This window comes from Pseudomonas sp. S2_H01, from assembly GCF_054668305.1.
This window is the reverse complement of record NZ_CP162756.1, coordinates 3,364,342-3,381,173: the sequence shown is the minus strand read 5'-3', so window position 1 is coordinate 3,381,173 and position 16,832 is coordinate 3,364,342. Positions and strand designations below refer to the sequence as shown.

The following is a 16,832-nucleotide window of genomic DNA, read 5'->3' as shown; positions in this document are numbered from 1 at the left end:
CGACGACGCCTGAGCGACGCACGCGTGATGGTCACCACTCGCCACTTGTGGTCGCGAGCCTGATTCGAAAGGCGCCGGTGAGGCGCCTACTCGATGTTCAACAGGCGTTCTGCCAATGCATCGGCTACCCGCGCGGGTGAGCGCTTCTCGGCCTGGGCATGGGCAAATACTTCAGTCAGCCGTGTTCCTATCTGGGACAGATGCGCGGTGATAGTGTTCTGGTTTTCTCCTTGATGTTGCAGCGCGACGTAGATCAATCCGCCGGAATTGATCACGTAATCAGGTGCATAGAGGATGCCGCGGGATTCGAGCTGGTCGGCAATGGCCGGGCAGCTCAGTTGATTGTTGGCCCCGCCGGCCACGGCCGCGCAGCGCAACTTGGTGACACTGTGGCTGTTCAATACGCCGCCCAATCCGCAGGGCGCCAGGATGTCGCAAGGCGTGCTGAGCAAGGCCTCGCTGGACACGGGCTTGGCGCCCATCTGCTCCATCGCCAGCTGTACTTTGCCGCTGTCGAGATCGGCGACCAGTAATTCGGCACCCGCCGCATGCAGTTGCTCTGCCAACGCGTAGCCGACATGCCCCAGGCCTTGAATCGCCACGCGCAACCCTTCCAGGTTATCGCTGCCCAACCGGGCCATGGCGGTGGTGCGAATACCGGCGTACAAGCCCATGGCGGTGTACGCCGAAGGATCGCCCGATTCCGTGGTGCTGGTGACGTGCTGGGTGTATTGAGCGATGCAATCCATGTCTTCGCTGGACGTGCCGCTGTCCATCGCCGTGATATAGCGGCCATCCAGCGTCTGGATGAACCGCCCAAAGGCTTCGAACAACGCAGCGCGATCAGGTACATGCGCAGGCCGCAAAATAACGGCCGTTCCACCGCCCAGCGACAAGCCAGCCAGAACCGCCTTGTAGCTCATATTCTTGGCCAACTGAATAGCGTCTTCGATGGCGCTCTCTTCATTTGGATAGGACAGGTAGCGACAGCCACCCAGAGCAGGGCCCTTCCGACTGCTGTGGATTGCGACCACGGCTTTAAGGCAAGTCTGTGGGTCGACAATCAAGTGCAGCGATTGAACGCGTGAGCTTTGCATGAGAGCGAACATAGGCAGTGCTCCCGTTTTTTTTGTATTGCGAGTATAGGCGCTGACAGAAAAAACGACGGGCCTCGTCGGACATATCCAGACAATCTGTCGGCATACGTTCGGCGGAGCGCGTCAGCCCATAATCGGCACTGGACGAACGTCGCCGCCAGGGCTACAACGGAGCATCCAGAACACTGTTTCAGACGCCTGATCCAGATGGAGAAGTCGATGAATCCACGCCAACACTGCCTCGACTGCCTGCAGCGTACGCCCCCGTCGACGTTCGACGCAGCGCTGTGGATATCGGTCGAGCACGACGCCACGGTCGACCCGCAAACAACACAGGAACTGATCGCTCAATTGCAGCGCCGGATCAGTGCCTCGCTGCCTTTGTTACCGGCAGCAGAATTGGCCCAGCCTCTGTTACGGCAAATGGCGACGATCGGTTTTCAACAGGACGATGTTGCCCAGCCCAAGCCTCAGGTGGCGTTGCTGCACAAGGTGGTGGAACGGCGTCGCGGGCAACCGTTGGGCCTTGCGATGGTTGCGCTGGAACTGGCCAGACGCATGGAAATTCCGCTGGAGGGTGTGAATTTTCCGGGGCATTTCCTGCTGCGCGTACCGGGTGCCGACCATACGCTGGACCCGTGCGATGGCCGCAGGCTGTACCCCAAAGATTGCCGCGAATTATTGCTGCGCCAGTTTGGACCGGACATGCCGCTCAAATCCGAACACATGCGCACGGCAACGCCTCAAGCGATGCTTCAACGGCTATCCCGCAACCTGCGTCATTTGCACCAGATCAACGACGATCTGCTGTCCTCACTCAAAGATGCCACGCGGGTCATGGAACTGGGCCCAGGCAATGCCAGCGATTACCTCGCCCGCGCCAGCCTGTATCAGAACCTCGAATGCCCGCAGGCCGAACGCTTCGACCTGGAGCATGCGTTGTTATTGAGTGACGATCCCGTGCAGCGCATCCGGTTGACCCAGCGGTTAGTGCAACTCCCGTCGGGTCAAGCCATTCATTAGGCCGTCAGCCGATAGGCGGCACCAAGATCGAGCTTTTTCCAGGCCCAGACACCCGCGCGGGTTGCCACGATGGTGCCCAATCCATTCCCGCCCATAATCAGCGCCCTGACACCATCACCCCCCAGAGCGATGCCCATCGCTCCCGCGATAAACAAAGGGATCGCGGCGGCTCGGTCGCCGGAGCCATAGGCGTCAAACGCCTGGATGAACGTCAGCGTTGTGTTGAGTAATCCCCATCCTAAACTCAATTGAGGGAAGGGCAAAAATACGATGGTCCCCGTCCATTTGATAATCGTATACGCCAGCGCCATTCGTTTTTCCGCCACGCTCTGCGTCTGGCTGTCCACATCGGCAATCATGCGCTCGAACATATCGCCGTAGAGCTGATCGACATTGGCTATCCGGTATTCCGGCCGGTTATGGATCTTGATGACGTCTGGTTCGTGCCTGCGGCCTCGGATGAACCGCTCAAGGAACTCACCCATCAACTTCTGTCCGGCGTGTGAGACACGGGAAGCGTAATAGGTTCGCATCTTCTCGGAACCCAACAATTGGGCGAAGTCAGACAGCGGTCGATATTCAAGTCCATCTGGCGCACCTGGCGTATACAACACGTTGTATGCCGGGTCCTGGCTATTAAAATCCCTGAATATATAGACGCCCTCAATAATCTGACCGGCGATCCTGAATGCCGACACCGCCGTATTCTCGACTGAGGAGATGACCGGCGCGCCCACCGCAAGTCCGTCGATTGTTTGGCACAGCCAGGTATATTGAGCCAACGTCAGATGACCTTGGTGAAACATGACCAATGCTCCCCGGGTCATCTCGTACTGAATACGTTTCCCGAGCAACGCTTTACGACGATGATGAAGCGGATTCTTGCGCTCCAGAAACTCACTGTTCAGATGATTCATGTAGTGAGCCGCCAGATCCGCCTCCCGGATCTGTTTATCCATGAAACTGATCAGCTTCGATGGAAAACGGGTGACGTCCAGTCCGACCGACGAGTACAGATGGATGTGCGGACTGTAGCGTTTGATGTCGTCGCTGCCATGCATCATCAGGTCCGTCAGCGATCGCAAATCACTGCTTTCGCCGAAATCAGGCGTTTCGGTATAAGGAATGCCAAGCCCCAGGTACAACGTGTCAGGGTCGACATGCCCCGCATAACCGGCGCTTTGCAGATACGCATTGAGTAGCTTGCTCGTCTCCTTCTGAACATAATCACGCAACGGCATCAAACTCGGACTGAGCTTGGCGAACACGCTATTCAACCCGGTGATTCGGGCATTTAACATCGCGAGAATCGAAGCATTGGCAGACGATGGCAAGTCGGCGACCGATCGTGCCTCCCCATTGAAAAAAGGAAAGCTGCTCAGCGCCTTTTGCCGGACCAGGCCGGCCAGATTGCTTTCGAAGTTCGGCCCCGTACTGCCCACGAACCGACAACTGTCGGCACCCCAAAGAGAAGGCGTCAGTTGAGTCTCGTTAAGGAAGGCAATCGCTTCGGACTTGGAAGGGCCGAACAACTGATCATGGAGGTAGGTGCGGCCAGACTCGTCAGACAGCCATCCTCCGACTTGAAAGCTCAATTCGCGCCATGAACGAAACTCGAAGAAATCGCGTCCGTTGGGGCCGCCAGGGGCATACAGCACGAAATGCTCATCGGTCTGCGTGCGCTCCGCGATGACAATCATGTCCCTGAAGCGTGAATCGGTAGCAGTCAGGTGGAGGCTGCCAACGCAGTGAACGGTTCCCGCGGGTGTCAGGTCACCGCGGATCATGTGAACGAGATCATGACTGCGGTCTTGCTGTAAATGCCCCTGCATCTTTGCAGCGTGGGCGCTGAGGGCTATCGCGCTGTCGCGATGGCGAGTCATGGCATGCAACACGTTTTCGTCATTCATGCGCTGCTCCAGCGCTTTTTCATAGCGAGCGTGAAGATTCAGCTGATCGAGCATTTCCTTGACGAATGCAGCGGAAAAATCGGCGTGTAGCTGATCGGGCGCAGGTGAAAATCTCATTCTTGACGCGACAATCGGCATCCCCTGGACAGCGAACTCCAGGAGCGAGTAGTCGTAAACGGTGTGCAGTGAATCATCCAGCCTGAGTTCGATAGTGTCGTGAACGTTGATCCGGACCTGACTCGGATCGATAGCCCGGCCCAAATGGTGGCGCATGTACTGCGTCATCTCTGCTTGAGCGAATGTTTCGAGGGAGTGGAGGTGACCGAACAGCTCGTCCACTTTCCTTCTACGATCAGCGTGAGCCTGCTCCAGACGAATCAAATACGCTTTCTCTCCGGCATCGCCATACTTGCGCCAATGGGGTTCTGCGATCTCGCTCAGTTTTGCGACCCATGAATTGAAGCTCTGCCCCATGGCCTCGTCGAGATGAGCACAGGTTTGTACGCGCTCCAATTGCGTATAGAACACTTGGCGGTCGGTTTCGTCATGCCCCTGCGCCAGCAGAAACCGGCAATCCTCGGTCTGCTTATGCCGCACCTCATGCACATGAGTGTTGATGAGGGAATCGTTCATGGCCTCGAATGTCCACGCGCATGGGTCGACAGCGCCCGGATCGCCAAACTGCACGAGGTCCCTGATCAATAAGGCATCCTTCAGTGGGCCGGCCAGCTTGCTGCTCAAGCCCTCTCGCAGCCTGTCAACGGATTCGAAACGCTCTATACCGCGCGCTGGCATGATCAGGAAAGTCACGCCTGCAGGTTGCCCGTCGTCCTGTATGGACTCACTCACGACGTAGGCTGAAGGCACCCTCACCCGGGTACCGTCGGCCATGGTCCATGTCAGACCAAATACACCATCGGTTGAACTGCCCTCGATCACGCCTGACAGCCATTTCTGCTCCTGCGTGGAGACCATCGCCGAATACCCACACAACACAAGTTCGGTGTCCAGCGCCGAACACTGCTGACGTATCAGCGCCTCGACCGTCGTCCCTACGGGCTGCTGGCCGTCAGACGCCGGAACAGGTTTTTGCCAAAACCCGTCGAGCTGCGCTTGATAGGACTCGGACAGCGTGCCTGAAAGATGCACGACGGCCTTTCTCAAGTCCTGATTGTGCCCGGGAGAAAGCGCATGTTCAGCATCGAGCGAATCGTGTCGGGTAAAGAATGCTGCACCGACATCCTCCAGCACCGAATCACCGTGACGCATGGCGTCTACGAGCAAATCAGGCAGCGCAATCGAGGCAATGTGCTGATCGCTGTCAAGGCGGTTGAAGAAAATGGCATCTGCACTGGAAACCTTCAGACCGGTCGACCTGACAGTGCCAGCAAGCAGGTTCGACGCGACTTCCCGCAAGGTCATGTTTTGAGCCAACAGCTCACTGGACTGCGCGCAGGCCTCGGTCAGGTTGGCCAGTTGCTGCGTCATGTATTCGGGACGCCCCTCGGAGGGGGTCAAGGTAGTTGCTGAATCGTTCATCGGTGTAGCTCCAAGGTTGATTATTCGTCCCCCTCCCGGCATCCAGCCGATCGGGAAAACAGACGAATAATGAAAATGAGCACCCATGAAACGGTAGAGACGCCACGTTCGATCAATAATTATGTATCGCGCGAGAATTTATGACCGATGTGGCGTGTAGGAAAATTAGAAAGCGAACCTGTTTCCCCTGCTTATTTGAGAGAACGGGTCTTGGCATCATCAGAACAAGGAACGGCACTCTAAAATCTGCAGGCTTTCCATGCCGTCATACACGAATATTGACCAACGATCTTTCGCGGGGCGCCTTGCCGTACTTCTCGAGTGCCATCAATACAGAAAGGGATGCATTGACCTCTATCAACTCGCCCTCGGCTATTTCATTCCCGTTATAGACAGGGTCCGTCAATCGTTTGAACTGCGACGTTAAATATTCGTAAGCGTTCAATCCCGTATCCATCGTGATATTTTTCCCTGCCGCATCAAACTTTGCATTCAAACTGGAGAGTGACTGGACAAGGTCGGTATCGATCAATCCTTGCTCTGCCAACAACGTTCCGACTTCCAACAATTGTCGGTTACTGGTTTTCCGAGGATCAAACCCGCTCAAATCGATGTTCAGGCCTTCGAGCTTTTTGGATTCCGGGATGCTCTTGTCCGCCCAATACTGACGCACCCGCTGCTTCACCGCTTCTTCCTGAGGACTTAACCCAGACTTCACCTCAAAGCGTTTGTCTGGAACGGCGAAGTACGTTTTCAGCCGTTGATCCACCTTGCTCAAATTACCAATCATGCTGCCTCCCGAAGATAAACGTGGTCTTCAGGGATGTCGGGCGCGGGCCAGGCAAGTTGAACCGTTGTTCTCGAAGACGGAATCATTGCCTTATTTAGAGAACAATCCTACAAATAGCGAAACAACCCTCCTACAAAAACGGCCAGATCGATCACTCGAACTGGCCGCTTTCAGCCACACAGAAATGAATCAGCCGCCAAACGTCTGCAAGTTCGCCATCATCTCTTTCAAGGCCTCGACGTTGTCCGCTGGGTGGGCGGCGTCGGTGAAGTCGCCGATGGCGCCCCATTGCGCCGCGACGTCCTCCGGGGTGAAGCCTGCCCGCGGGTCGAAACCGGCGCCGAGGCTGCGCTCCCAACGCACTTTGCCCATCCAGCCGCCGCCGACTTCGTAGAGCCCGGCGCTGTCCTGGCATTGCTCGCTGCCCAGGTACACCACCAGCGGGCTGACCAGTTCAGGTTTGAGCAACTCGAAGACGCTGGCCGGAATCAGGCCTTCGGTCATGCGCGTGCCGCCGGTGGGCGCGATGGCGTTGACCAGGATGTTGTTTTTACGGCCTTCGAGGGCCAGCGTGCGGGTCAGGCCGTAAAGCCCCAACTTGGCCATGCCGTAGTTGGACTGACCGAAGTTGCCATAGATGCCGGACGTAGAAGACGTGAAGATCACGCGGCCGTAGTTTTGCTCCCGAAGGTGTGGCCACGCGGCGCGGGTCACTTTGTAAGCGCCCTCGACGTGAACGCGGTAAACCAGGTCCCAGTCGGCGTCTTCCATCTTCGCGAAGCTCTTGTCGCGCAGGATGCCGGCATTGTTGACCACGACATCGACTCGCCCAAACGCATCCAGCGCGTTTTGCACGATCTTGTCGCCATCGGTGACTGAATCATGGTTGGCCACGGCCTGACCGCCCAGTTCGCGAATTTCCCCCACGACCCGATCGGCCGCCGAGGCGTTGGCACCCTCTCCGTGGGCCGAACCGCCCAGGTCGTTGACGACAACGCGGGCGCCGTGTCGAGCGAACAACAGCGCGTGCGCGCGTCCCAGCCCGCCGCCCGCGCCCGTGACGATCACGACTTTGTCTTCGAAACGTACGGATTCACTCATGTTGCTCTCCCCCGATGGTGGTGCTCGTTCTCCGCGCCCGGCTTGCGGGTGCGCTCTGGCTTGGCAGATGGGTCAAGAACGCGCGAAACAGTCATCGAGTGTCAACCAGTCATGCGCTGGTCACAATCAACACGAGGCACTCTGAATGGTGCTCGATAACGCAAAGGGATGATCGGGGGTTTTGTTGTTCTGGACGGCGCGAGGCGGCACGGTGCAAGGCCTGCGCTCGGCAATGTCGGCACGAAAGCGTTGGTAATGACGCAGCACCAGCGCTGGCGCTTCGGTGTGTGGGTAACGACCGATATCAGGGATCGTCACGGTGTCCGGGTCGGCAATCAGCTCGCGGTAACGCTCGACCATGTGCTCCCCGGAGACCGGATCCGTAGCGCCGTTGATGAAGCGCATCGGCACCTGACTGCTCTGCATGGCCTGCACCCAGCGCTCGCGCTGGACAAGACGTTCGGGAATGTAGCTGATCAGCCGGTACAGGATGTGGTGCCCGCGATTATTTGAAATCAGGCTCCAGAAATCATCCAGTTCACTTTCGCTGGGGCGCGTGTTCGGCCCGAAAATACGGCTGAAGTCGCGGTCCAGGCTGCAGCGGTCAAAGGTCCGCCCCACCAGCCAGCCCACCGGACTCAGCAACAGCTTCTGCACCAGTAGCGCGCGATGGGTTTCCGGGAACAGGCCGCCGTTGAGAAACACGCAGCTGGCCATCGCGAAGCTGCCTTCACGGTGCCTGGCCAGCAGCTCCTGGGCCACGCTGTCGCCGTAGTCATGGGCCAGAACATGAACCGGCTGCTGCACCTGCAAGTGATCCAGCAACGCCTGCTGCAGGTCGGCCTGTTCCACGAGGCTGTAATCGTGATCGCGGGGTTTGGCCGAATCACCGAAACCCAGCATGTCGCAGGCAATCACCTGGTACTGACGGCTCAACGGCTGCCACAGGTAATTCCAGTCCCAACTGGCAGTAGGAAAGCCGTGAATCAATAACAGCGGCTCGCCCTGCCCGGCTACCCAATAACGAATGGTCTGCCCGCGAAACACGAAGTCGTGCCCCTGCGTGCGCCAGACGCTGAGAGGGATCTCCGCCGGCCTCATTACTGCGAATACCCCGGCGACAACTGGTCGAGTTTGCGCAACAGGGCTGGCCAGGCCAATGCTCCGCCCATGCCCTCGGCGCTGCGGGTCACGCCGGCGATCATTGCTTTGGCGCCAGCGAGGATCTGCCCGTCGATGGGGATCAATTCAGCCCCGCCGCCCTGGGCAAGCACCTGGATTTCGCAGGCACGCTGAAAGGTGAACATCATGAGGAAGGTGTCGGCAATGCTGAAACCACAGGTCAGCAATCCGTGGTTATTGAGCATGAGAAAGTTGCTGTTCCCCAAATCCGCCTGCAGGCGCGCTTTCTCGTCATGATTCAACGCGACGCCTTCGTACGCGTGGTACGCCAGGCTTGCCAGCACGAACAGCGACTGTTGGCTGATCGGCAACACGCCCTGCTTCTGCGCCGAAACGGCGACCCCTGCGGCCGTGTGGGTGTGCATGACGCAGGCCACGTCGTGGCGAACCTCATGCACCGCACTGTGAATGGTGTAACCGGCGGGGTTGATGTCGTAAGGGCTGTCCATGAGTTTCTTGCCCGACTGATCGACCTTGACGAGGCTCGACGCAGTGATCTCATGAAACATCAAACCGTAAGGGTTGATCAGGAAGTCTTCAGTGCCGGGAATCTTGGCCGAGATGTGCGTGAAAATCAGATCATCCCAGCCATGCAAGGCGACCAGCCGATAACAGGCCGCAAGATCGACCCGGGTCTGCCATTCAGCAGGGCTGACCTGATCCTTGACGGTGGGATTGATGGTGCTGACGGTATCGGCAACGGCCTGTGCGACATTCACGATCGGCGTTCCTCGGCGGTTATTCTGCTCTAATGGATCAGCAGTCTAGACAGCCGCTGGCTTCGCGGTACTTGCCTTGGCAGCCACCTTAATGGCCCGGCGAGTCAACACCGCTCTGAGGGCTCTGGAACAAGACTCTCAGAGCATCCAGACCAACAGCGGCGCTGCAAACAGATTCAACAATCCGGTCAGCACCATGACCAGTCCGGCCACCGAACCTTCTTCGCCGCCCACTTCTCGCGCCCGGCTCACACCGGCGCCGTGCGCCCCCACGCCGAACAGCGCGCCGCGGGCCAGCGCAGTCCGCAATGGCAGCCATTTGAGCAACACGCCGCCCAGCGCGGCACCGAACACGCCGGTACACATCACGAATACGGCGGTCAACTCTGGAACCCCGCCCAGGTCATGGGCCAGCGGCATCGCGAAGGGTGTGGTAATGGAACGAGGCACCAGCGACATCGCCACCGAGGTGTCCAGGGCAAACACTTTGGACAGACCGAACGAGCTGGCAATCGAGGCCGCACTGCCCGCGAGCATGCCGATCAACAGCGCAGGCCAATGGCGCGCCAGCAACGCGCGCTGCTGCCAGATGGGGATGGCAAACGCCACGGTGACCGGACCGAGGACCAGCATCAGCCAATGGGTGTTGGTGGAATATTCGGCGTACGCGGTGTGCAGGGGCAAAGCAATCGCCAGCAGCACGGTGGGCACCAGAATCAGTGGCGACAGCAGATACCGCCCTGTGCGGCGGTACAGCCAACGGCTGGAAACGTAGGCCAGGACCGTGATCAGCAGCCAGAAGATCGGCATCGGCTCGAATGTCATGCCTTGCCCTCCGAGCGATCTCTGAGACGACAGACCATTTCGACGGTGAACGCCGTGACCACCATCACCATCAACGTGCTGAAACCGATCACCAGCATGATGCGCCAGCCCTCAGTGCGCACCAGGGTTCCGTAGTCCAGCAGACTCATCAGCGGCGGAATGAAGAACAGCAGCATCTCGGCGAGCAGCAGGCCTGCACCGGTTTGCAGCGTTGAGGGTTTCACAAGGCCTGTAGCGAAGGTCAGCAGCAATAAAGCCAGTCCGATCACGCCACCCGGGATCGGCCAGTCCAGCCAGGACGCGATCTCGCAGCCAACCTGATAAACCGCCAACAAGGCAGTGAGTTCGGCCGTGATGCGGGCGAGACGAGCTAAACGTTTCATGGTCTTTCAGTCCTCTGAGGACTGCAGTCTATCGATTCGTCTACCATCCCAAAAACGAATTGTAAGACTTCTAACTATTCCAGAACGGAATCAAATTCGCCATACTCGCGCCATATCCACTAGAAGCAGGCGCTCGATTGCATGGAATTCAAACAGCTGCGCAGTTTCGTCGAAGTCGTGCGCGAGGGCGGCTTCACCCAGGCGGCACGGACGTTGTTCATCAGCCAGTCGGCAGTGAGCAAACAGGTGGCTCAACTGGAGGAAAGCCTGGGCGTGACGCTGCTGGATCGGCACGGTTCACAGGTCACCCTCACGGCTGCGGGCAAGGTCGTGCATCACCGGGCAGAGGAAATGCTCATGCTGCGCAATGGCTTGCTGCGCGAGCTGGACGATTTGAGCAACCTGGCGCGCGGCGAATTGCATTTGGGATTGCCCATGCTGGGCAGCGACACTTTGTTTGCCAAGGCGTTTGCCGAATACCGTCGGCTGTATCCAAACGTCACCATTCACCTGCTTGAAGGCGGCAGCCGCGCCATCGAACAGGCCGTGATGACGGGCGAACTCGAGTTGGGCGCAAGCCTTACACCGGATGATCCCGCGTTTGCGTCCCAGCCTTTCTGCGACGAGCCGCTGGATGCGCTGCTCCCTGCCGACCATCCGCTGGCTCACCTGAAAGAAGTCGAACTGAGCCAACTGGCCGACACGCCGTTTCTGCTGTATCAGCGCAGCTTCGTGCTCAATGACCGGTTGTTGCAGGCTTGCCAGCAGGTCGGCTTCACCCCCAAAGAAGGTGGGCGTAGCGGACAGGCCGATTTCCTTGCTGCACTGGTCGCGGCGGGTCAAGGCGTGGTGCTGTTGCCTCAGGTAGTCGCCAAGGCGCTGGTCAGGCCAGGCGTCGTGCATGTCACGTTAAAGGCACCGACCCAACTTCGCTGGGACATCGCTTTCATCTGGCGTGAAGGCGCTTATCTGTCCAAAGCCGCCCAGGCCTGGCTGGCGCTGCTAAGGCAGTAGATGTCAGGCGCCGAGCTTGCTCACGAAGTCAGCCAGCCAGGGTTCGGCGTCGCCTTCAGGGTTTACGGTTTCGCTGGCGTCCAGACGCAACATGTCCTGCACTTCACGCACTCCAAGCTCCATGAACAGCTCTCGCATCTGCTCGCCGCCGCCACAGAAGGTATCGCCATAACTGGCGTCGCCCAGGGCAATGACGCCGCCCGGCAATCCGCGCCATGCAGCGGGCAATACGTCACGGATCTGCGAGTAAAGCGGCTGAAGGTTGTCCGGCAACTCACCCAGGCCGGTCGTCGAGGTGACAGCCAGAAAGGCCTCGGGGGCGAAGGCTTGCAGATCCGCCAGACTGACGCGCGGATTGAACAAGACCTCGTGGCCGGCGTCCTTGATAATCTGCTGGGCGTGTCGGGCAACTTCTTCGGCCGAGCCGTACACCGAGCCCGAAACAATGGCGACTTTCATTCTCTGATCCTGTGACTGAGTAAAATCGTGCAGCATTATGCCCCAGAAGGGCGCAATGTCTTAGAATGCCGGCTTTTTGATGCCCCAGGGAGCGACCCATGATCAGCGCAAAACTGATGCAGTTGGTGGTCGATGCGTCAAACGACGGCATCGTCATTGCCGAGCATGAGGGTGACGATAACATCGTCATCTACGCCAATAAGGCCTTCGAGGAGCTGACGGGGTTCAGCGCCGAAGACATCCTTTATCAAGACTGTCGCCTATTGCAGGGCGATGACCGCGATCAACTGGCACGCCGAGCGATTCGCGAAGCGCTGAAGAAGTGCCAGCCCTGCCGTCAGGTTCTGCGCAACTATCGTAAGGACGGCACGTCGTTCTGGAATGAGCTGTCGATCACCCCGGTCTTCAATGAGGCCGAAAAACTCATGTATTACATAGGCATCCAGAAGGACGTGACCGAGCAGGTGCTGATGCAACAAAAAGTTGTCGAATTGCAGGCCGAACTGGCGCAAGCTCGCACTGAACTGGCTGCGTTGAAGCGGTAACATCCTGAAACTGACGAACGGCAGCAACCAACAATCGAATTTACTGTCTGCTTTTTCAATAACCGGTTAATCGAGCTTGACCATGCAGCGCGACACGATCCTCACGCAGGATGAACTGGACTTCATCCAGAACATGCAGCACAACCCCAAGCTGAACCTGCGCGACAAATCCCGCAGCCTGGTGGTTAACGGAGGCGTTCAGATCCAGGATCTGCTGACGCGTCTGGCCGCGCACGAGCAAGTCACTATTCAAGCTCAGTTCGACAATCAACAGATGACCTTCCCGCTGCACCTGGTCGAAGACGAATTCCACGCGCTGCATCTGGAACTGGGTGCCCCCAGCATCTTCGAAGAAGGCCCGCGTATTCGCCCTTGGCGTCTTGCCCTGCCAGAGCCCGTTGCCCTCGAGACCGAAAAAGGGTCACTGACCGCGCTGTGGGTGCACGAAATTTCGTTCAAGGGCATCTTGCTGGAAATCCGCAAGCAGACCAAACCACCGAAGTACTTCTCTGCCTGGTTCACACCGACAGGTCTTGCGCCCATCGCATTGCGCGGCACATTCGAACGCCTGACCGAACAAGGCCTTGCCGCCTACCGCCTGAGTCAGAACAGCAAAGAAGACACCGAGCGTCTGCGTCAGTACATCCTGCAGGAACACCGCAAGATTCATCCTTCGATGCACCTGTAACGCCGCGACACGCTGCCAGTCTCACGCTGCACGGCAGAGCTGCGGCGCCCTCACCTGCAGCTCACGCTCGCGATAGCCCCTAAGTGTCCATCCGTCCCGCCAGAAACTGCTGCAAGCGGCGCTGCATCAACAGTCCGTCGCTGCCCAGACACCCAATCGCGGACCCCGCCAGGCTGTCCTGAATGACGTCGGCCATTTCACCTGCCACCAGCAATGGGCACTCAAGACCCAGCCCCAGCCGTATCAACCGCTTGGGCGCATCGCTCGCCGACACCTGAGTGGAGAACAGCACCAGTGCGTCGGGTTTCATTTTCCCGCAGACCAGACTCAATTCTTCCAGCGGCTGCCCGGGCGCGAGCACACTGACCGCCAGCTGAGGCGTGGTCATCAGCAAACCAGCGACCCACAACTCAAGCTCGCGACATCCTTGCGGCATAGCGGCCAGCAAGACGCGCTGTTGCGCCGAGCTCCGCGTCAGCTGCACGCGCTGAAGGGTTCGCGCCCGCAGAAAACTGTCCAGGAACAACCACTCGCTGGTCTGTCCGAAGGTGTCGTGGCGCAGGGCGAATTCACGCCAGACCGGCATGACCACATCCTCGAAAACCACCGGCAGCGGATACGTTGAAAAAATCTGCCCATAGAGCTGATCCAGACGGCGCTCGTCAAAGTCGTTGACCGCCTGACGCAGTTGCGCCTGCCACGCTTCCTGCTCGGCGCTGTCGATGACGCTGTGAAGGCCGCGCATGCTGCCGTCAAGGTCGCGGGTGCCGGCCAGAATCTTGCCGACCTTGCCCACGGCCACGCCACGGTCGATCCAGCCCCTGATGCTGCGCACGGTTTCAATATCCGCTGCGGAATAAAGGCGGTGACCGCTTTCTGTGCGCGTAGGCACGATCAGCCCATAACGACGTTCCCACGCCCGCAGCGTGACCGGGTTGACGCCGGTCAGCCGTGAAACCTCACGGATAGGAAACAACGCTTGCTGATGGCCTTCGTCGACCGAGGAAACGGGGAGCACATGAGACATCGGGAAAAGCCTGTCGCGAAATCGAATGAGGTGCTGATTGTACGCCTGCCGTTGGGCGTATGAGGGGCCTGGAGGGCCAAAGACTTCTGGCTTTATACAGGGATTCAGGAATAATCCTTGCTTGCTTTTCTCAACGAAGCTGACGCGACGCCATCACCCCGGCGTCACGCCATGTGATTTCCCTACCCGGGAACCTCACTCGTTTATCGGAGATACACAATGTCTACCTCACCCGTCACGCTGATGGTTGCCCGTCGCGTCGCCCATGGCCGCTATCAGGAATTGATTGCCTGGCTGCATGAAGGCGAACAACTCGCTACCGATTTCCCCGGCTACCTGGGTTCAGGTGTGCTCGCACCGCCTCCGGGAGACGACGAATTCCAGATCATTTTCCGCTTCGCCGATGAAGCCACCATGCACGCCTGGGAGCACTCCGCCTCCCGACGCTCCTGGTTGGTGCGCGGCAGCGGTTTGTTCGCAAAAAATTCCGTACACCGCGTGCGTGGTATGGACGGCTGGTTCGGCACCGTCGGCCAGCGTCCTCCTCGCTGGAAACAGGCCGTGGCCATCTGGCTTGCGTTCTTCCCGGTGTCGCTGATCTTCAACTACGTACTGGGTCCGCTGCTTGCACAGTTCGATTTGCTGCCGCGCATCATGATCAGCACCTTGATGCTCACGCCGTTGATGGTGTTCTGGTTCATTCCACTCTCCACGCACTTGTTGTCCGGCTGGTTAAACAGCAGCACACCTGCTGCCGCGCCACCCGCCGAATCCGCGTCGACCCGATGATGGACAGCGCGCATTCTCAAGCAAGCGCGCGCTCATAACGAATGGCAGACGAAACGCGAATCGCACCGGTCCCGGCCCGCGCCCTACGCTGTAGCAACTGTCTTCCTCACGCTACATGTACAGCCTCTTCTGGAGGTTTTGATTCTGCCCGCAGGGCGTAGGAGCGCGGCGGATGGCTGGCTTTTGATTCGGGCCGCAGGCCGAGCGCGCTTGGCCTGGAATGCGCCTGACAAGACGCTGCAACGTTGACTGCCCCACCGCTCCGATCTGCAACAGCCAAACGCCCCCCTCTTGCCTCATAGTTGTACAGCACTGACCATTGGGTTAACTTTGCCACAGGCGGTCGACCTCTGATGGCGCAATGAAACCAATTGCCGCCAGCGCTTCAGATATCGGCACGCCCGCAACCTCCCGGTTTTCTTCTCCCTGATCAACGCGTGAGCTGCCATGGCTTCCTCTCTTGCCCCTGTCCTGATCACTGGTGCCAGCCAGCGCATCGGCCTGCATTGCGCCGAACGGTTGCTGGACGACGGTTATCCGGTAATTGTCAGCTACCGCACCGAGCGGCCCGGCGTGCAGTTGCTCAGAGACAAGGGCGCCATGGCGATTCAGGCTGATTTTTCCTCGCAAGAAAGCGTGATGACGTTCATCGCGCAGCTCAAGGACACTACCGACCGTCTGCGCGCGATCGTTCACAACGCCTCAGAATGGCTGGCCGAAACACAAGGCGACGAAGGCGACGTGTTCATGCGCATGTTCAACGTGCACATGCTTGCCCCGTACCTGATCAACCTGCATTGCGCCGAACTGCTGCGGCGCTCGACGACGGCAGACATTATTCACATCGGTGACGATGTCACGCGCAAAGGCAGCAGCAAGCACATCGCCTACTGCGCCAGCAAAGCGGGCATGGACAACCTGACCCTGTCGTTCGCGGCCCGATACGCGCCAGACATCAAGGTCAACGGCATCGCCCCTGCCATGCTGATGTTCAAACCAGACGACGATGCGGCGTACCGCACTAACACCCTGGCCAAATCGGCATTGGGCATCGAACCCGGTCCGGACGTGATCTATCAGAGCCTGCGCTACCTGATGGACAACCCATACGTCACCGGCACCACACTGACCGTAAACGGTGGACGGCACGTCAAGTAAGCCGCCCCGAGGAACCCTTTGATGACCTTGTCACTGCCACAACACTACCGTGAAATCCTTGTCGGCCTGGGCGAAGACCCGGAGCGCGAAGGTCTGCTGGACACCCCCAAGCGCGCGGCCAAGGCCATGCAATACCTGTGTCACGGCTACGACCAGACGCTGGAAGAAATCGTCAACGGCGCGCTCTTCGCGTCCGACAACGACGAGATGGTGATCGTCAAAGACATCGAACTGTATTCGCTGTGCGAACACCACCTGCTGCCCTTCATCGGCAAGGCCCACGTATCGTACATCCCGACGGGCAAGGTGCTGGGGCTGTCGAAGATCGCGCGCATCGTAGACATGTTCGCGCGTCGCCTGCAGATTCAGGAAAACCTGACCCGCCAGATCGCCGATGCCATCCAGGGCGTGACCAGCGCTGCCGGTGTGGCAGTGGTGATCGAAGCCCAACACATGTGCATGATGATGCGCGGCGTGGAGAAGCAGAACTCGACCATGAACACGTCGGTGATGCTCGGCGCGTTCCGCGAATCGACCACGACACGCATGGAATTCCTGCAACTGATCGGACGGAGCAAGTAGT

17 protein-coding genes are annotated in these 16,832 nt (G+C 58.8%); 7 read left to right on the top strand and 10 right to left on the bottom strand.

Going from position 1 to position 16,832, the window contains the following annotated elements; all coding sequences use genetic code 11:
* Positions 1-86: 86 nt before the first annotated feature.
* Positions 87-1,109 (bottom strand): Glu/Leu/Phe/Val dehydrogenase family protein, encoded by a 1,023-nt coding sequence (locus tag AB4N84_RS15145; protein ID WP_074753625.1) that lies wholly within the window; start codon positions 1,107-1,109, stop codon positions 87-89.
* A 207-nt stretch (positions 1,110-1,316) separates the two neighbouring features.
* Here AB4N84_RS15145 and AB4N84_RS15140 point away from each other — a divergent pair, with 207 nt between their 5' ends.
* Positions 1,317-2,120 carry a SirB1 family protein gene (locus tag AB4N84_RS15140; protein WP_460042066.1) on the top strand — a complete coding sequence of 268 codons (804 nt, stop codon included), beginning with the start codon at positions 1,317-1,319 and terminating at the stop codon, positions 2,118-2,120.
* Here the strand turns inward: AB4N84_RS15140 and AB4N84_RS15135 are convergent.
* The 7 genes from AB4N84_RS15135 to AB4N84_RS15105 all read right to left on the bottom strand — a co-directional run bounded on the left by AB4N84_RS15135 (position 2,117) and on the right by AB4N84_RS15105 (position 10,569).
* Positions 2,117-5,569, bottom strand: coding sequence for a dermonecrotic toxin domain-containing protein (locus AB4N84_RS15135; protein WP_460042065.1), 3,453 nt, complete (start codon positions 5,567-5,569; stop codon positions 2,117-2,119). The genes AB4N84_RS15140 and AB4N84_RS15135 overlap by 4 nt on opposite strands.
* 265 nt (positions 5,570-5,834) lie before the next feature.
* On the bottom strand, positions 5,835-6,359 hold the full coding sequence (locus AB4N84_RS15130) for a hypothetical protein (protein ID WP_460042064.1): 525 nt from the start codon (positions 6,357-6,359) through the stop codon (positions 5,835-5,837).
* Between the two features lie 189 nt (positions 6,360-6,548).
* A complete protein-coding gene (locus tag AB4N84_RS15125; protein WP_460042063.1) occupies positions 6,549-7,460 on the bottom strand; it encodes an SDR family oxidoreductase in 912 nt (303 codons plus the stop codon).
* 126 nt (positions 7,461-7,586) lie between these two features.
* Complete coding sequence (locus AB4N84_RS15120) at positions 7,587-8,561, bottom strand: alpha/beta fold hydrolase (RefSeq protein ID WP_460042062.1); 975 nt, start codon at positions 8,559-8,561, stop codon at positions 7,587-7,589.
* On the bottom strand, positions 8,561-9,322 hold the full coding sequence (locus AB4N84_RS15115) for a class II aldolase/adducin family protein (RefSeq protein ID WP_460047031.1): 762 nt from the start codon (positions 9,320-9,322) through the stop codon (positions 8,561-8,563). The genes AB4N84_RS15120 and AB4N84_RS15115 overlap by 1 nt, the downstream gene beginning before the upstream one ends.
* Positions 9,323-9,499: 177 nt before the next feature.
* Positions 9,500-10,186, bottom strand: coding sequence for an LrgB family protein (locus AB4N84_RS15110; RefSeq protein ID WP_460042061.1), 687 nt, complete (start codon positions 10,184-10,186; stop codon positions 9,500-9,502).
* On the bottom strand, positions 10,183-10,569 hold the full coding sequence (locus AB4N84_RS15105; protein WP_460042060.1) for a CidA/LrgA family protein: 387 nt from the start codon (positions 10,567-10,569) through the stop codon (positions 10,183-10,185). Before AB4N84_RS15105 ends, AB4N84_RS15110 begins: the two co-directional genes overlap by 4 nt.
* A gap of 141 nt (positions 10,570-10,710) precedes the next feature.
* Here AB4N84_RS15105 and AB4N84_RS15100 point away from each other — a divergent pair, with 141 nt between their 5' ends.
* Complete coding sequence (locus AB4N84_RS15100) at positions 10,711-11,583, top strand: LysR family transcriptional regulator (protein WP_074753610.1); 873 nt, start codon at positions 10,711-10,713, stop codon at positions 11,581-11,583.
* Between the two features lie 3 nt (positions 11,584-11,586).
* Here the strand turns inward: AB4N84_RS15100 and AB4N84_RS15095 are convergent, their stop codons facing one another.
* The gene (locus AB4N84_RS15095) at positions 11,587-12,042 is read right to left on the bottom strand and encodes a flavodoxin (protein ID WP_074753609.1); all 456 of its coding nucleotides are present in this window, start codon (positions 12,040-12,042) and stop codon (positions 11,587-11,589) included.
* A gap of 98 nt (positions 12,043-12,140) precedes the next feature.
* Between AB4N84_RS15095 and AB4N84_RS15090 the strand changes: the two genes are divergently transcribed.
* Both AB4N84_RS15090 and AB4N84_RS15085 read left to right on the top strand, forming a co-directional pair.
* Complete coding sequence (locus tag AB4N84_RS15090; RefSeq protein WP_074753608.1) at positions 12,141-12,587, top strand: PAS domain-containing protein; 447 nt, start codon at positions 12,141-12,143, stop codon at positions 12,585-12,587.
* An 82-nt stretch (positions 12,588-12,669) separates the two neighbouring features.
* The gene (locus tag AB4N84_RS15085; RefSeq protein ID WP_074753607.1) at positions 12,670-13,275 is read left to right on the top strand and encodes a hypothetical protein; all 606 of its coding nucleotides are present in this window, start codon (positions 12,670-12,672) and stop codon (positions 13,273-13,275) included.
* A 79-nt stretch (positions 13,276-13,354) separates the two neighbouring features.
* Here AB4N84_RS15085 and AB4N84_RS15080 read toward each other — a convergent pair whose 3' ends face one another.
* The gene (locus tag AB4N84_RS15080) at positions 13,355-14,302 is read right to left on the bottom strand and encodes a MerR family transcriptional regulator (protein WP_074753606.1); all 948 of its coding nucleotides are present in this window, start codon (positions 14,300-14,302) and stop codon (positions 13,355-13,357) included.
* A 219-nt stretch (positions 14,303-14,521) separates the two neighbouring features.
* Here AB4N84_RS15080 and AB4N84_RS15075 point away from each other — a divergent pair, with 219 nt between their 5' ends.
* From AB4N84_RS15075 to folE, 3 genes are all read left to right on the top strand, one after another.
* On the top strand, positions 14,522-15,091 hold the full coding sequence (locus AB4N84_RS15075; RefSeq protein WP_074753605.1) for an antibiotic biosynthesis monooxygenase: 570 nt from the start codon (positions 14,522-14,524) through the stop codon (positions 15,089-15,091).
* A gap of 447 nt (positions 15,092-15,538) precedes the next feature.
* Entirely contained in the window at positions 15,539-16,249 is a 711-nt protein-coding gene (gene folM, locus AB4N84_RS15070; RefSeq protein WP_460042059.1) for a dihydromonapterin reductase, read from the top strand.
* A 21-nt stretch (positions 16,250-16,270) separates the two neighbouring features.
* A complete protein-coding gene (folE, locus tag AB4N84_RS15065) occupies positions 16,271-16,831 on the top strand; it encodes a GTP cyclohydrolase I FolE (RefSeq protein WP_460042058.1) in 561 nt (186 codons plus the stop codon).
* Position 16,832 lies beyond the last annotated feature (1 nt).

What these genes read in the sequence shown, in the direction of transcription:
- AB4N84_RS15100 (WP_074753610.1), top strand. Translation starts at nt 10,711, where the DNA reads ATGGAATTCAAACAGCTGCGCAGTTTCGTCGAAGTCGTGCGCGAGGGC.
- AB4N84_RS15085 (WP_074753607.1), top strand. Translation starts at nt 12,670, where the DNA reads ATGCAGCGCGACACGATCCTCACGCAGGATGAACTGGACTTCATCCAG.
- AB4N84_RS15105 (WP_460042060.1), bottom strand. Translation starts at nt 10,569, where the DNA reads ATGAAACGTTTAGCTCGTCTCGCCCGCATCACGGCCGAACTCACTGCC.
- AB4N84_RS15135 (WP_460042065.1), bottom strand. Translation starts at nt 5,569, where the DNA reads ATGAACGATTCAGCAACTACCTTGACCCCCTCCGAGGGGCGTCCCGAA.
- AB4N84_RS15095 (WP_074753609.1), bottom strand. Translation starts at nt 12,042, where the DNA reads ATGAAAGTCGCCATTGTTTCGGGCTCGGTGTACGGCTCGGCCGAAGAA.
- AB4N84_RS15090 (WP_074753608.1), top strand. Translation starts at nt 12,141, where the DNA reads ATGATCAGCGCAAAACTGATGCAGTTGGTGGTCGATGCGTCAAACGAC.
- AB4N84_RS15120 (WP_460042062.1), bottom strand. Translation starts at nt 8,561, where the DNA reads ATGAGGCCGGCGGAGATCCCTCTCAGCGTCTGGCGCACGCAGGGGCAC.
- folE (WP_460042058.1), top strand. Translation starts at nt 16,271, where the DNA reads ATGACCTTGTCACTGCCACAACACTACCGTGAAATCCTTGTCGGCCTG.
- AB4N84_RS15140 (WP_460042066.1), top strand. Translation starts at nt 1,317, where the DNA reads ATGAATCCACGCCAACACTGCCTCGACTGCCTGCAGCGTACGCCCCCG.
- AB4N84_RS15110 (WP_460042061.1), bottom strand. Translation starts at nt 10,186, where the DNA reads ATGACATTCGAGCCGATGCCGATCTTCTGGCTGCTGATCACGGTCCTG.
- folM (WP_460042059.1), top strand. Translation starts at nt 15,539, where the DNA reads ATGGCTTCCTCTCTTGCCCCTGTCCTGATCACTGGTGCCAGCCAGCGC.
- AB4N84_RS15075 (WP_074753605.1), top strand. Translation starts at nt 14,522, where the DNA reads ATGTCTACCTCACCCGTCACGCTGATGGTTGCCCGTCGCGTCGCCCAT.
- AB4N84_RS15130 (WP_460042064.1), bottom strand. Translation starts at nt 6,359, where the DNA reads ATGATTGGTAATTTGAGCAAGGTGGATCAACGGCTGAAAACGTACTTC.
- AB4N84_RS15080 (WP_074753606.1), bottom strand. Translation starts at nt 14,302, where the DNA reads ATGTCTCATGTGCTCCCCGTTTCCTCGGTCGACGAAGGCCATCAGCAA.
- AB4N84_RS15145 (WP_074753625.1), bottom strand. Translation starts at nt 1,109, where the DNA reads ATGTTCGCTCTCATGCAAAGCTCACGCGTTCAATCGCTGCACTTGATT.
- AB4N84_RS15125 (WP_460042063.1), bottom strand. Translation starts at nt 7,460, where the DNA reads ATGAGTGAATCCGTACGTTTCGAAGACAAAGTCGTGATCGTCACGGGC.